This is a genomic window from Hydrogenophaga sp. L310 (assembly GCF_055703065.1).
In genome coordinates this window covers 25,745-40,525 of record NZ_JBVPZA010000017.1, presented here as the reverse complement: position 1 = coordinate 40,525, position 14,781 = coordinate 25,745, and the positions used below count along the sequence as shown (strand labels likewise).

The window sequence follows — 14,781 nt, the reverse complement described above, 5'->3', positions numbered from 1 at the left end:
GGTTTGTGCGGAATCGGTGGCGCCAGCGGGTGGTGAAGAATGGCGGGCTGATTCCATCCCGTGTGCAACAACCCAGGCAGGAGAACCCCATGCACTATTTCGTCACAGGCGCGACCGGTTTCATCGGCAAACGGCTCGTCAAGAAACTGCTGGAGCGCAAGGGCTCGGTGGTGCATTTCCTGATCCGCCAGGCGAGTGAAGCCAAGGTGACAGGCCTGCGCGAGTACTGGGGGGTGAGCGCATCGCGCGCGCTGCCCGTGTTTGGTGACCTGACGTCGAAGAAGCTCGGCGTGAGCGCCGACGACATCAAGGCGCTGAAGGGCCAGATGGATCACTTCTACCACCTCGCTGCCGTCTACGACCTGGAGGCGGACGCCGAGAGCCAGATCGCCGTCAACATCGACGGCACGCGCAACACGGTGGAGCTGGCCAAGGCCATCGGCGCCAAGCACTTTCACCACGTGTCGTCGATTGCCGCGGCGGGCCTGTACGAAGGCGTGTTCCGCGAAGACATGTTCGACGAGGCCGAGAACATCGACCACCCGTATTTCATGACCAAGCACGAGAGCGAAAAGATTGTGCGCACCGAATGCAAAGTGCCCTGGAGCGTGTACCGGCCGGCGCTGGTGGTGGGCGACAGCCGCACCGGCGAGATGGACAAGATCGATGGCCCGTACTACTTCTTCAAGCTGATCCAGCGCATGCGCCAGATCCTGCCGCCGTGGATGCCCAGCGTGGGCCTGGAGGGCGGGCGCATCAACATCGTGCCGGTGGACTTTGTGGTGGAGGCGCTGGACCACATCAGCCACCACAAACGCGCCAGCGGCCAGTGCTTTCACCTGGTCGACCCCATGGGCTACCGCGTGGGCGATGTGCTCGACATATTGAGCAAGGCGGCGCACGCGCCGAAGATGAACCTGTTCGTCAACGCCGCGCTGATGGGTTTCATCCCCAAGAGCGTGAAGAAGGGCCTGATGGCACTGGCGCCGGTGCGCCGCGTCTACCGCGCCATCATGCAGGACCTCGGCTTGCCCGAGGACATGATGAACTTCGTCAACTACCCGACGCGCTTCGACTGCCGCGAGACGCTGGCCGCGCTCAAGGGCAGCGGCATCGAATGCCCCAACCTCAAGGACTACGCCTGGCGGCTGTGGGACTACTGGGAGCGCCACCTCGACCCCGACCTGCACATCGACCGCAGCTTGAAGGGCACCGTGGCGGGCAAGGTGGTGCTGGTCACGGGCGGGAGCTCGGGCATCGGCCTGGCGGCGGCGCACAAGTTCGCCGAGGCCGGCGCGGTGACGATCATCTGCGGACGCGACCAGGACAAGCTCGATGAAGCCTGCAAGGAAGCCAAGGGCAAGGGTTACCAGTTCATCGCCTACCCGGCCGACATCGCCGACATGGCCGATGCCGACCGCTTCGTGCAACTGTTGATCGCCAACCACGGCGGCGTCGACTTCCTGATCAACAACGCGGGCCGCTCGATCCGCCGCGCCATCGAAGGCAGCTACGACCGCTTTCACGACTTCGAGCGCACCATGCAGCTGAACTACTTCGGCTGCCTGCGCGTGACCATGGGCCTGCTGCCCGGCATGGTGGCCAAGCGCAAGGGCCATGTGGTGAACATCAGCTCCATCGGTGTGCTGACCAACGCGCCGCGCTTCAGCGCCTACGTGGCCAGCAAGGCTGCGCTGGACGCCTGGACGCGTTGCGCCTCCAGCGAGTTCGCCGACCAGGGCATCTCGTTCACCACCATCAACATGCCGCTGGTGCGAACGCCCATGATCGCGCCGACGCAGATCTACAAGAACGTGCCGACGCTGGCGCCGGAAGAAGCGGCCGACATGATCGCGCAGGCCTGCATCTTCAAGCCCGTGCGCATTGCGACGCGGCTGGGGGTGACGGGGCAGGTGCTGCACGCGTTCGTGCCGCGGGTGGCGCAGATCGTGATGAACACGAGCTTCCGCATGTTCCCGGATTCTTCGGCTGCGAAGGGGGAGAAAGGGGCCAGGCCTCAGTTGTCGCCGGAGGCCGTGGCCATGCAGCAGATGATGCGGGGGATTCACTTCTGATTTCGTTGTCTTTGTGTTGTTGGCTTTCGCGGCTTTTGTGGGCCGGGTCTCGCCCCGGCGGGCGACTCACTTTTCTTTGCTTCGCCAAAGAAAAGTAAGCAAAAGAAAGGCGAGCCGAAGTCCGGGCCGCTGCGCGGTGCCTTGCGCTGCTCGCGTCGAGCGGGGTCGGGCTGAACTCGCTTCGCTCAAACAACGCCCGCCCTGATCCGCTCGCCGCTGCGCTGCTCAGCCCGGCCACACGGCGACAAGCGGAATCGGGATCGGGATCGGACTCCCCTTCTTTCTCCCTCGCCCTTTGGGAGAGGGCAACACCAACAGGGCAGCCGGAGTGCATGTTCCCGCGCCCGCATCCGGCTCGCCTTTTCTTTGCTTACTTTCTTTTGGTCGTTGCAAAAGAAAGTGAGGCGCCGCCGGGGCGCGACCCGGCACGCCACAGGCGCCAAAAAGGCTGACCACGAAGCCTACAATTTGCCAACCGAACAGCCCCACCGGGAACCCGAACATGACCACCCACACCCCCGTCGACCTCTCCCACATCCAGCCCAGAGAAAAAGCCGAAATCCTGGCCCAGGCCTTGCCCTACATCCGCAAGTACCACGGCAAAACCATGGTCATCAAGTACGGCGGCAACGCCATGACCGACCCGGCCCTGCAGCAGGACTTTGCCGAAGACGTGGTGCTCTTGAAGCTGGTGGGCATCAACCCGGTCGTTGTGCACGGCGGCGGCCCGCAGATCGAGACGCTGCTCAAGCGCCTGGGCAAGAAGGGCGAGTTCATCCAGGGCATGCGCGTGACCGATGCCGAGACCATGGAGGTGGTCGAGTGGGTGCTGGCCGGTGAGGTGCAGCAGGACATCGTCGGCATGATCAACGCCGCGGGTGGCAAGGCCGTGGGCCTGACCGGGCGCGACGGCGCCATGATCCGGGCGCGCAAACTGCGTCTCGCCGATCAGCAGAACCCCGAGCAGGAGCACGACGTTGGTCAGGTCGGTGACATCGTCAGCATCGACCCCAGCGTGGTGAAGGCGCTGCAGGACGACCAGTTCATTCCTGTCGTCAGCCCCATTGGCTTCGGCGAAAACAACGAAAGCTACAACATCAACGCCGACGTGGTGGCCGCCAAGCTCGCCACCGTGCTGCAGGCCGAGAAGCTGCTGATGCTGACCAACATCCGCGGCGTGCTCGACAAGGACGGCCAGCTGATGAGCGAACTGACGCCGCGCCGCATCGACGAGCTGTGCGAAGACGGCACCATCAGCGGCGGCATGATCCCCAAGATCGCTGGCGCGCTCGACGCGGCCAAGAGCGGTGTCAACGCCGTGCACATCATCGATGGCCGCGTGCCGCATGCGCTGCTGCTGGAGGTGCTGGGCAACCAGCCGTTCGGCACCATGATCCGCTCCCACTGAATCCGCGGCGGGCAGCCGGGAGGCCGGCGGGAAGGCTGTGAGAAAATGAAACAAGGGATGACAAACACCGGGCCGCGCCAACGGCCTCCAGCCGATAACCGACGGACCGACCGCCCATGACTTCCAGCGCTCCATTGCCCATGGCCGACCTGACGGCCGATGTCTCTACCGATGTTGCTGGAGGCGTTGAGGGCAATGGTCGCAAGCGTCCCAAGCCAGGCGAGCGTCGGGTGCAGATCCTGCACGCGCTGGCCGCCATGCTGGAGCAACCAGGTGCCGAGCGCGTCACCACGGCCGCGCTGGCCGCGCGACTGGATGTGAGCGAGGCTGCGCTCTACCGCCACTTCGCCAGCAAGGCGCAGATGTTTGAGGGCCTGATCGAGTTCATCGAGCAGTCGGTGTTCGGTCTGGTCAACCAGCTGGGTGAACGAGAGCCCGACGCCATGGCCCGTTCGCGCAAGCTCGTGGCCCTGCTGCTGCAGTTCGGCGAGAAGAACCCCGGCATGACGCGCGTCATGGTGGGCGACGCGCTGGTGTACGAAAACGAGCGCCTGCAGCAGCGCATGAACCTGTTCTTCGACAAGATCGAATCGGCCCTGCGCCAGAACTTGCGCGAGGTCGCCGTGGTGGCCGGAGCGACCACACCCACCGTGGATGCGCAGGCCGACGCATCGGTGGTCACGGCTTTCTGCATGGGCCGACTGCAGCGCTTTGCCCGCAGCGGATTCAAGCGCTCGCCCAACGAGAACCTGGAACACAGCCTGCGCCTGCTGCTGCCCGACGGCCGTCTCTGACCGTTCGCGCGGCGAGTGGTCCGGGTTAACCCGAACCGCTGGCATGCATCGGTGTCGTTTAGGGAACGGCACCTAAACAATTCCCCCACAAAGTCCTGCAGGACCGTGCATTGGCCGGGTTTTGCGGTAAAAATAGCACGACCGTTCGATTTATCGGCGGTCTGTTTTTTGCCCCATCCCTTTTGCCATCACCTGGCCTTGCAGCATGAGTCCACAATCTCCCGCCAGACGCCTTCGCAGCGACAGTGCCACCCGGCCGCTGCAAAAAGGCCAGCAGACCAAGGCGGCCATCGTGGATGCCGCCCTCGGGCTGGCGACGCAGATCGGCCTGGAAGGCCTGTCCATCGGCGCGCTGGCCGAAGTCATGCAGATGAGCAAATCGGGCGTGTTCGCCCACTTCGGTTCTCGCGAGGAACTGCAGATTTCGGTGGTGCGCGAGTACCACGCCCGGTTCGAGGACGAGGTCTTCTATCCCGCCATGGCCTTTGCCCGCGGCCTGCCCCGGTTGCGTGCGATGTTCGACAACTGGATGAAACGCACTTCGGTCGAGATCGACTCGGGCTGCATCTACATCAGTGGCGCGGTGCAGTTCGAAGACCGGCCCGGCCCGGTGCGTGATGCACTGGCCGGCTCGGTCAACACCTGGCTGTCGGCCATGCGCCGCGCCGTCGAAATGGCCGTTGTGGAAGGCCACCTGCACCCGGCCACCGATGCGGCCCAGATGGCCTTTGAAGTCCATGCGCTCATCCTCGCGCTGCACTACGAGGCGCGGTTCCTCGGCAGTCCGGATTCGCTGCAACGTGCGCTGACGGCCTTTGAAGGCATCGTGGGCCGCTTCAGCACGGCCGCCGCGCCCGTTCCGGAAACCCCCCCTGCGTCGGCCAGGTTGCGTCAACGCAAGATGCTGAAGACTGCTTCCCAGGCCTGAGACCAGGCCCTGTTCTTTTCACAAAACCCACTCCAGGAGATACCCATGCCCGTCTACAACCCGCCCCTGCGCGACATGCAGTTCGTGATGCACGAGGTGCTCAACGTGAGCGCCGATCTCCAGACCATGCCGCAGCACGCCGACATGGATGCCGACACCATCAACGCGGTGCTTGAAGAAGCTGGCAAGTTCGCATCCCAGGTGATCTTTCCGCTGAACATCAGCGGCGACACCGAAGGCTGCAAGCTCGACCAGAAGACCCACGAAGTCACCACGCCAGCGGGCTTCAAGGAGGCGTACAAGACCTATGTGGACGGTGGTTGGGCGGCGCTGAGTTGCGATCCCGAATTCGGCGGCCAGGGCCTGCCGCTGGTGGTCAACCAGTGCCTTTACGAGATGATGAATTCGGCCAACCAGGCCTGGACCATGTACCCCGGCCTCACGCACGGCGCCTACGCCGCGCTGCACGCCCACGGCACCCCCGAGCAGAAGTCGACCTACCTGCCCAGGATGACCAGCGGCGAGTGGACCGGCACCATGTGCCTGACAGAACCCCATTGCGGCACCGACCTCGGCCTGATGCGCACCAAGGCCGAACCGCAGGCCGACGGCAGCTACAGGATCACCGGCAACAAGATCTTCATCAGCGCCGGTGAACACGACATGGCGCCCAACATCATCCACCTGGTGCTGGCCCGCCTGCCCGATGCGCCTCCCGGTATCAAGGGCATCAGCCTGTTCGTCGTGCCGAAGTTCCTGGTGAATGCCGACGGTTCGCTGGGTGAGCGCAACGGTATCTACTGCGGCGGCCTGGAGCACAAGATGGGCATCCACGGCAACGCCACGGCGCAGATCGTGATCGATGGCGCCACCGGCACCCTGGTGGGCCAGCCGCACAAGGGAATGCAGGCCATGTTCGTGATGATGAACGCCGCCCGTCTGGGCGTGGGCAACCAGTCGCTCGGCCTGACCGAAGTGGCCTACCAGAACGCCCTGGCCTACGCCAAGGACCGCATCCAGATGCGCAGCCTGAGCGGCACCAAGGCCAAGGACAAGCCGGCCGATCCGATCATCGTGCACCCCGACGTGCGCAAGATGTTGCTGACCGCCAAGGCCTACGCCGAAGGCGGCCGCGCGCTCGCCATCTACAGCTCGGTGCTGCTGGAGAAGGTGCACAACCACCCGGACGACAAGGTGCGCAAGGAGGCGGACGAACTGCTCTCGCTGCTCACGCCCATCACCAAGGCCTTCCTGACCGACAACGGTTACCAGGCGGCAACGATGTGCCAGCAGGTCTTCGGTGGCCACGGCTACATCAAGGAATGGGGCATGGAGCAGTTCGTGCGCGATGCCCGCATCAACATGATCTACGAAGGCACCAACACCATCCAGAGCCTGGATCTGCTGGGCCGCAAGGTGCTGGGCAACAACGGCGCCACGCTCAAGAAGTTCGGCAAGCTGGTGGGCGCGCTGGTGATGGAAGAGGGCGTCAACGAGAAGATGGCCGAGTTCATCAACCCGCTGGCCGTGCTGGGCGAGCAGATCACCAAGTTCACCATGGAGATCGGCTTCAAGGGCCTGCAGAACGCCGACGAAGTGGGCGCTGCCGCCGTGGACTACCTGCGCGTGGCCGGCCACCTGGTGTTCGGCTACTTCTGGGCCCGCATGGCGCAGGTGGCGCTGCGCGAGATCGCCGCCGGCAACACCGATCCGTTCTACGTGGCCAAGCTGCAGACCGCGCGCTTCTACTTTGCCAAGCTGTTCCCTGAGACCGCGTCGCTGATGCGCACGGCGCGTGCGGGTTCGAAGGTGCTGATGGACACCGACGCGGCATTGGCATGACCCCCCTGCGCCGCTTCGCGGCTTCCCCCCAGGGGGACAACACCAGCGGCCCGGCAAAGCCGGTTCCGCGGTGTTCTTGCGAAACATCCCTTGGTCCGCAAAGGAGACTTCGATGATCAAAACCCTGCCCATCCTGCTGGCGTTCGGCTCGACGATAGTCTTCGCCCAGGCCACTCCCGAAGGCCTGTGGCGCAACATCGACGACAAGACCGGTGAGGCCAAGGCCGAGATCCGCATCGTGTCCAGCCCGGCGGGCGTGTTCACCGGCCGGATCGAGAAGTCGCTCACCAAGGGCAGCGAGCCCACCTGCACCGCCTGCACCGACGACCGCAAGGACCAACCCAAGGTCGGCATGGAAATCATCCGCGGCGCGAAGAAATCCGCCACGGAAGCAGTGTGGGAAGACGGCAAGATCCTCGACCCCGAAAACGGCAAGAACTACACCCTGCGCATGACGCCCATCGAAGACGGCAAGAAGCTGCAGGTGCGTGGTTACATCGGCCCGTTCTACCGCACCCAGGTCTGGACACGCGTCGAGTGAACGCGTCCTCCCTTTTCTTCATGGAAAACCAATGAACCGATTTCAAGTGAAAAAAGTCGCCGTGCTCGGCGCGGGCGTGATGGGTGCGCAGATCGCTGCGCACCTGGTCAACGTCAAGGTGCCGGTGGTGCTGTTTGACCTGCCGGCCAAGGAAGGCCCGAAGAACGGCATCGTCATCCGCGCCATCGAGAACCTCAAGAAACTCAAGCCCTCGCCGCTGGGCGTGGTGAGCGACGCTGACCTTATTGGCCAGGCCAACTACGAAGAGCACATGGAGCAGTTGAAAGACTGCGACCTGATCATCGAGGCCATCGCCGAGCGCATGGACTGGAAGCTCGACCTCTACACCAAGATCGCGCCGTTCATTGCCGAACACGCCATCGTCGCGTCCAACACCTCGGGCCTGTCGATCACCAAGTTGTCTGAAGTGCTGCCCGAGGCCATCAAGCCGCGCTTCTGCGGCATCCACTTCTTCAACCCGCCGCGCTACATGACGCTGGTGGAACTGATCGCCACGCCCACCACCGAGCCGCAGATCCTCAACGACCTGGAGACCTTCGTCACCAGCGGCCTGGGCAAGGGCGTGGTGCGTGCCAAGGACACGCCCAACTTCGTGGCCAACCGCATCGGCATCGCCGGCATGCTGGCGACCATGAAAGAGGTGGAGAACTTCGGCCTGACGTACGACGTGGTGGACGACCTGACCGGCAAGCGCTTGGGCCGCGCCAGCAGCGGCACCTTCCGCACCGCCGACGTGGTGGGCCTGGATACCATGGCCCATGTGGTCAAGACGCTGCAGGACAACCTGAACGAGCAGACCGACCCGTTCTACGGCAGCTTCGGCACACCGCCGGTGCTGGCCAAGCTGATCGAACTCGGCAACCTCGGCCAGAAAGCCAAGGCCGGCTTCTTCAAGAAGGTCGGTCGTGACATCCAGCGCTTCGATCTGGACAGCGGTGAGTACGTGCCCGCCGGCGAGAAGGCCGACGAGGTGTATGGCCGCATGCTGAAGCGCCCGGCCGCCGAGCGCCTGAAACTGCTGCGCAACGCCGAAGGCCCACAGGGCCAGTTCCTGTGGGCCATCCTGCGCAACAGCTTCCACTACGCCGCCGTGCACCTGGCCACCATCGCCGAGACCGCGCGCGACGTGGACCAGGCCATGCGCTGGGGCTTCGGCATGAAGCAGGGCCCGTTTGAACTCTGGCAGGAAGCCGGCTGGCTCGAAGTGGCGAAGATGATCCAGGAAGACATCGACGCCGGCAAGGCGCTGAGCAAAGCACCGCTGCCGGAGTGGGTGTTCAAGGGCCCCGTGGCCGATGCCGGTGGCGTGCACACCGCGCAGGGATCGTGGAACCCCACCAAAGGTGAATTCGAAGGTCGCCTGCAACTGCCGGTGTACCAGCGCCAGCACTTCCCCGAGTTGCTGCTGGGCGAAGCCGGTCACAAGTTCGAGACCGCTGGCATCACCCTTGAAGAGAACGATGCCATCCGCATCTGGACGCTCGACGAGCAGGTGCTGATTGCCAGCATCAAGACCAAGATGCACGCCATCAGCCCCGAGGTGTGTGAAGGCCTGATGGCGGCCGTGGACCTGGCCGAGAAGGAATTCCAGGGCCTGGTGGTCTGGTCGGGCGACGAGCCCTTCAGCGCCGGCGCCGACCTGCAGGCCATGCTGCCCGCCTTCATGGCGGTGGGCGTGAGCGCGATCGAAGACGCCGAGGGCTTCATGCAGCAGACCATGCTGCGCCTGCGTTACGCCAACGTGCCGGTGGTCAGCGCCGTGCGAGGTCTGGCGCTGGGCGGTGGCTGCGAGCTGGCCGTGTACAGCGCGCGCCGCGTGGTGCACATGGAGAGCTACATCGGCCTGGTGGAAGTGGGCGTCGGCCTGGTGCCCGGTGCCGGTGGCCTCACCTACATCGCGCGCCGCGCGGCCGAGAACGCCGAGACCTCCACCGGCAAGGACCTGCTGCCCTTCCTGACCGAAGGCTTCACCGCCGCTGCCATGGCCAAGTTGGGCACCAGCGCTCTGGAATCCCGCAAGCTGGGCTACGTGCTGCACTCCGATGTGATCGTGCCGCACAAGGACGAGCTGCTGTTCGTCGCCATCAACGAGGCCAAGGCTTTGTTCAATGGCGGCTACCGCGCACCGCACAAGCGCCTGTTCCCGGTCGCCGGTCGCGACGGCAAGGCCACCATCCTGGGCAGCCTGGTGAACATGCGCGACGGCGGTTTCATCAGCCAGCACGACTTCCACATCGCGTCGCTGATCGCGGGTGTGGTGACGGGGGGTGACGTCGATCCCGGAACGCTGGTGAACGAGGACTACCTGATGACGCTGGAGCGCCGCGCGTTCTGCTCGTTGATCGTGCACCCCAAGACACAAGAACGCATCCTCGGCATGCTGAACACCGGCAAGCCGGTCCGCAACTAAGGACACGACATGAGCAAACAAATTCAAGACGCCTACATCGTCGCCGCCACCCGCACCCCCATCGGCCGTTCGCACAAGGGCTCGTTCAAGCACCTGCGCCCGGACGACCTGCTGGCCCATGCCTTGCGTTCGGCCATGGCCCAGGTGCCTGGCTTGGACCCGAAGGCCGTGGAAGACGTGATCTGCGGCTGCGCCATTCCCGAAGGGCAACAGGGCCTGAACGTGGCGCGCATCGGCGCCATCCTGGCCGGCCTGCCCAACTCGGTGGGCGGCATCACGGTCAACCGCTTCTGCGCCTCGGGCCTGTCCGCTGTGCAGATGGCGGCGGATCGCATCCGCGTCGGCGAGGCCGACGTGATGATCGCCGCCGGCACCGAGAGCATGAGCATGGTGCCCATGATGGGCAACACGCCCAGCCTGTCGCCCACCATCTTCCGCAACACCGACGATGTGGAGAGCTACGGCATTGCCTACGGCATGGGCCTGACCGCCGAGAAGGTGGCGCAGCAGTGGAAGGTGTCGCGCGACGCGCAGGACGCGTTCGCCGTGCAGTCGCACCAGCGCGCCGTGATCGCGATGAAGAACGGCGAATTCACCGACGAGATCACGCCGGTGGAAGTGACCGACCGCAGCGTGGACCTGGAGACCGCCGAGGTCGCGACCCGCAGCCGCATCATCAGCCTCGACGAAGGCGCGCGCCCCGACACCTCGCTCGAAGGCCTGGCCAGGCTGCGCACCGTGTTCGCCGCGCGCGGCTCGGTGACCGCGGGCAACAGCTCGCAGACCAGTGACGGCGCGGGCGCGCTGATCCTGGTGAGCGAGGCCGCCTTGAAACGCTACAACCTCACGCCGCTGGCCCGTTTCGTGAGCTACGCATCGCGCGGCGTGCCGCCGCACCTGATGGGCATCGGCCCGATCGAGGCCATCCCGGCCGCGCTGAAGAACGCGGGCCTGAAGCAGGACGACATCGACTGGTTCGAACTGAACGAGGCCTTTGCCGCGCAGTCGCTCGCCGTGATGAACACCCTGGGTCTGGACCCGGCCAAGGTCAACCCCATGGGTGGCGCGATCGCGCTCGGCCACCCGCTGGGTGCCACCGGTGCCATCCGCGCGGCCACCGTGGTGCATGCCCTGCGCCGCCACAACAAGAAGTACGGCATGGTCACGATGTGCGTGGGCATGGGGCAGGGCGCCGCCGGAATCTTCGAACGCGTGTGAACACGCGCACCCCCGCGCCGCGCTTGCAGCGCGTCACCCCCCTCCAGGGGGCGGACACCAGCGGCCCGGCAAAGCCGGTTCCGCGGTGTCCCTGCGGTGGGGCATTTCGCTCCGCCCAGCTTCTCAACGCGCCGCTCCTGAGCGAGTCCTACGTCCGCCCCAGCAGCAGGTAGAGCCCGGTGTAGCCGCGCGCGGCGTGCACCAGGCTCAGGTAGAACGGTCCCACCCCGGTGTCCGCGCCGATGAACACGCTGGAGCCGGTGCGCAGGCCCTTGAAGCTGATGTCGCTGCGGTTCAGCCAGGCGTTGCCGGCTTCCAGCGAACCACCGGCGAACACCGCGCGCGCCACGCCCACGTTCCAGGGCATGCGCCGGTAGTAGGTGATGCGCCCGAACAGCAGGTGGTTGCCGGCCACCTGGCCCACGCGGTAGCCCGAGAGGTTCTGGAAACCGCCCAGCGAGTACTCGTCCAGCGCCCCCACCGGAATCTGGTTGACGTAGGCCAGCCGGGCGCCCAGGTTGAAGGTGTGTTCGCCCCAGGAGCGGACCGCCGTGAAGCTGCTGTCCAGCCGCACGAATTCGGAGCTGTTGCCCTTGTTGTACAAGCGGCCGAAGACCAGATCGCCCTTGAAGCGGTAGCCGCTCGACGGGAAGTTGGCGTGGTCGAGCTGGTCCGAGGTCAGTGCCGCGTGCAGGCCGGTTTCGCGCCAGCGCTGGGTGGACAGGTCCAGCGACTGGTCCGCCAGGCTGCTGCTCACCAGGTCGGGCGCAGCGCGGCGCGCGCTGCCCACCAGGCCCAGCCGCATCTCGCCCAGGCTGCCCTGCAGGCCGATGGGCCAGCCGATGTCGGCGCCCATCTGCAGCCCGCGCCGTTTGCCGGTGGCGATCTGGCGCCCATCGGCGTCGAACACGTCCACGCGCTTCAGGCTGGCGTCGGCCCAGGCCGACACGAACCAGTTGGCGCGCCGGTCCAGCGGCTGGTAGAACTCGGTGAACGCGCCCAGCGTCTCGCCCAGCTGGATGCGGTTGCGCCATTCGGCGCCGCGGCGGTTGACCCAGTGCCGGTTGTGGCTCAGGCGCAGGTTGAACGCGCCCTGGCCATCGAAATCGGTGCGCAGGTCGAGCCCGAGCCGGAAGTAGTTGGGGCCCCAGCGGTTCTCGCGCAGCCGCACCACCAGCGCTTCGTCGCGGCTGCTGCCAATGCGCTCCAGCCGGTAGTCCACCTGCTCGTAGTCGCCCGTGGCCGCCAGCTGCTGCACGTCGTCTTCGATGCGCGCCAGATCGATCGGCTGACCCGGTTCGCTCTCCACCATCTGCGACAACCGCTGGGCCCTCGAAGCGTCCACGCCCTCGAAGCGCAGGGCGCCCACGCTGCCCGCAGTGGTCACCCCGGTATCGGCCACGGTCTGGCGCTGGGCGACCCAGTCGGCGTACTGCGCCGGGCTGACCGCGAAGCGGTTCAGCGCTTCGCGCACCGACTCCGCGTAGACGGTGCCGAGTCGCACGAGTTCGGGCGCCCGGTTGAAATGGGCCGAACTCAGCGTGCCCAGTGGTGGCTGCAGCAGCAGGTCCTGCGTGGTCAGGGTGGCGATGCTGGCCTGCACGTTCTGCTCGGTCAGGATGTTGACCATCTGCGTCGTGATGCCCAGCAGGCTGCCCAGCGTTTCGCGGCCCGCCAGCGGCGTGCCGATGCTCACCGCGATGATCACGTCCGCCCCCATGCGCCGCGCCACATCCACCGGCAGGTTGTTCACCAGCCCGCCGTCGCCCAGGATGCGGCCGTCGAGCTCCAGCGGGGAGAACACGCCCGGCACCGACATGCTCGCGCGCAAGGCCGCGGCGAGGTCGCCGTGGTCCATCACCACGGCCTGGCCGGTCTCCATGTCGGTGGCCACGGCGCGAAACGGCGTCGGCAGGCCGTCGAAGCTGGCCCGGTGTCGCGCGGGCAGGGTGTAGCGGCGCAGCATGGTTTCCAGCGCCCGCGTCGACACCGCGCCCGTGGGCAGGCGGAATTCGCCATCGCGAAAGCCCAGCCGCAACACGGGCGAGAGCTCCAGGTCTTCTTCCTTGCGCCGCTGCGACAGCAGCTGGCGCGGCTCGCGCGAGTCGAAGAGGCTGCCCCATTCCAGCGCCAGGATCTCGCGCTCCAGTTCGTCGGCCGTCATGCCGCTGGCGTACAGCCCGCCGATGATCGCGCCCATCGAGGTGCCGACGATCAGGTCCACCGGCACGCGCGCCGCCTCCAGCACCTTGAGCACGCCGACGTGCGACAGACCACGCGCGCCACCGCCCGAAAGCACCAGGCCCACGCGGGGCCGGGCGGGGGCGGTGGAGGGGGTTGTATCGGCTGCGGCAGCGGGCGCTGGCCAGAGCGCGGCCAGCAAGGCCAGTGACAGACACAGGGCGGCGAGCAGGCGTGTGGACAACATGGCGGGGGCGGGACTTTCGCGAGGATGTCCGGAGTGTAGGTGTCTGTCACCGACTGGGCACGCCCCTCCAGACACCGCGCGGCAATCGTGTTAACTTGGCGCCCTTTTCGGCGCACGGCCGCAACCCAACCCAGCACAAGCCCATGAGCGACATCCTCGTCCACACCGAAGCCGGCGTCACCACGCTGACCTTCAACCGCCCCGACAAGAAGAACTCCATCACCGCCGCGATGTACGCCGCGCTGGCCGACGCGCTGGAAGCCGCCGAGGCCGATCCGGCCGTGCGCTGCGTGCTGTTCCAGGGCAACGAGACCACCTTCAGCGCCGGCAACGACATCGGCGACTTCCTGAACAACCCGCCCGCCACGCAGGACTCGCCGGTGTTCCGTTTCCTGCGCGGCATCGCGCAGTTCAGCAAGCCCGCGCTCGCCGTGGTGTGTGGCCCGGCCGTGGGCATCGGCACCACGCTGCTGTTCCACTGCGATCTGGTCTACGCGGGCGACAACGCCGCCTTCTCCATGCCCTTCGTCAACCTCGGCCTGTGCCCTGAAGCGGCGTCGAGCCTGCTGGTGCCGCAGATGCTGGGCTACCACCGCGCGGCCGAGGCGCTGCTGCTGGGCGAGCCCTTCATGGCCGAGGCCGCGCTCGAAGTCGGGCTGGTCAACCGCGTGCTGCCTCCCATGGAGGCCGCGGGTTACGCGCAGACCGTGGCGCGCAAGCTCGCGGCCAAGCCGATCAGCTCGCTGATCGAGACCAAGCGCCTGATGAAAAAAAGCCAGAGCCAGCTGGTGATGGCGCAGATGGCCGAAGAGGGCGTGAGCTTCGGTCGCATGCTCGGTGAGCCGGCCGCCAAAGAGGCCTTCGGCGCGTTCATGGAACGGCGCAAGCCGGACTTTTCAAAGGTCTGAGACAGGTCCCCCGCGCCTCACAGACGCTGAAACATCACCCGCGCGCCGGTAAAACCATGCACGGGGTCGAGAAACGCTTCCGGCAGGCGGCTCACGGTTCAAGGCCCATGCCGGTCCACAGCTTCACGGCCCGGTGGTCGCTCGCGACACGAAGTTGAACGGCATCGCACGAAACCCCTGCGCGCGCGCCACCCCTTGGCCCGTGGCA

At 66.1% G+C, this 14,781-nt stretch carries 10 protein-coding genes; 9 read left to right on the top strand and 1 reads right to left on the bottom strand.

Annotated elements, in window-relative coordinates:
- Positions 1–89: 89 nt before the first annotated feature.
- The 8 genes from AC0GNO_RS20790 (at position 90) to AC0GNO_RS20755 (ending at position 11,237) form a co-directional block, all read left to right on the top strand.
- Positions 90–2,075 (top strand): SDR family oxidoreductase, encoded by a 1,986-nt coding sequence (locus AC0GNO_RS20790; protein ID WP_472905344.1) that lies wholly within the window; start codon positions 90–92, stop codon positions 2,073–2,075.
- A gap of 502 nt (positions 2,076–2,577) precedes the next feature.
- Positions 2,578–3,483 (top strand): acetylglutamate kinase, encoded by a 906-nt coding sequence (gene argB, locus AC0GNO_RS20785; RefSeq protein ID WP_472905343.1) that lies wholly within the window; start codon positions 2,578–2,580, stop codon positions 3,481–3,483.
- 140 nt (positions 3,484–3,623) lie between these two features.
- A complete protein-coding gene (gene slmA, locus AC0GNO_RS20780; protein ID WP_177137560.1) occupies positions 3,624–4,277 on the top strand; it encodes a nucleoid occlusion factor SlmA in 654 nt (217 codons plus the stop codon).
- A gap of 205 nt (positions 4,278–4,482) precedes the next feature.
- Positions 4,483–5,205: a TetR/AcrR family transcriptional regulator gene (locus AC0GNO_RS20775; protein WP_472905342.1), complete on the top strand. Its 723-nt coding sequence runs from the start codon at positions 4,483–4,485 to the stop codon at positions 5,203–5,205.
- A gap of 45 nt (positions 5,206–5,250) precedes the next feature.
- Positions 5,251–7,047: an acyl-CoA dehydrogenase C-terminal domain-containing protein gene (locus tag AC0GNO_RS20770; protein WP_472886916.1), complete on the top strand. Its 1,797-nt coding sequence runs from the start codon at positions 5,251–5,253 to the stop codon at positions 7,045–7,047.
- A 112-nt stretch (positions 7,048–7,159) separates the two neighbouring features.
- Entirely contained in the window at positions 7,160–7,588 is a 429-nt protein-coding gene (locus AC0GNO_RS20765) for a DUF2147 domain-containing protein (protein WP_472886917.1), read from the top strand.
- 31 nt (positions 7,589–7,619) lie between these two features.
- Positions 7,620–10,019, top strand: a complete 2,400-nt coding sequence (locus tag AC0GNO_RS20760; protein WP_472905341.1) for a 3-hydroxyacyl-CoA dehydrogenase NAD-binding domain-containing protein — start codon at positions 7,620–7,622, stop codon at positions 10,017–10,019.
- 9 nt (positions 10,020–10,028) lie between these two features.
- The gene (locus tag AC0GNO_RS20755) at positions 10,029–11,237 is read left to right on the top strand and encodes an acetyl-CoA C-acyltransferase (RefSeq protein WP_472905340.1); all 1,209 of its coding nucleotides are present in this window, start codon (positions 10,029–10,031) and stop codon (positions 11,235–11,237) included.
- Between the two features lie 148 nt (positions 11,238–11,385).
- Here the strand turns inward: AC0GNO_RS20755 and AC0GNO_RS20750 are convergent, their stop codons facing one another.
- Positions 11,386–13,665: a patatin-like phospholipase family protein gene (locus AC0GNO_RS20750; RefSeq protein WP_472905339.1), complete on the bottom strand. Its 2,280-nt coding sequence runs from the start codon at positions 13,663–13,665 to the stop codon at positions 11,386–11,388.
- Between the two features lie 143 nt (positions 13,666–13,808).
- On the opposite strand from AC0GNO_RS20750, the gene AC0GNO_RS20745 reads away from it, so the two are divergent.
- Positions 13,809–14,573, top strand: coding sequence for an enoyl-CoA hydratase (locus tag AC0GNO_RS20745; protein WP_472886921.1), 765 nt, complete (start codon positions 13,809–13,811; stop codon positions 14,571–14,573).
- Positions 14,574–14,781: the final 208 nt, after the last annotated feature.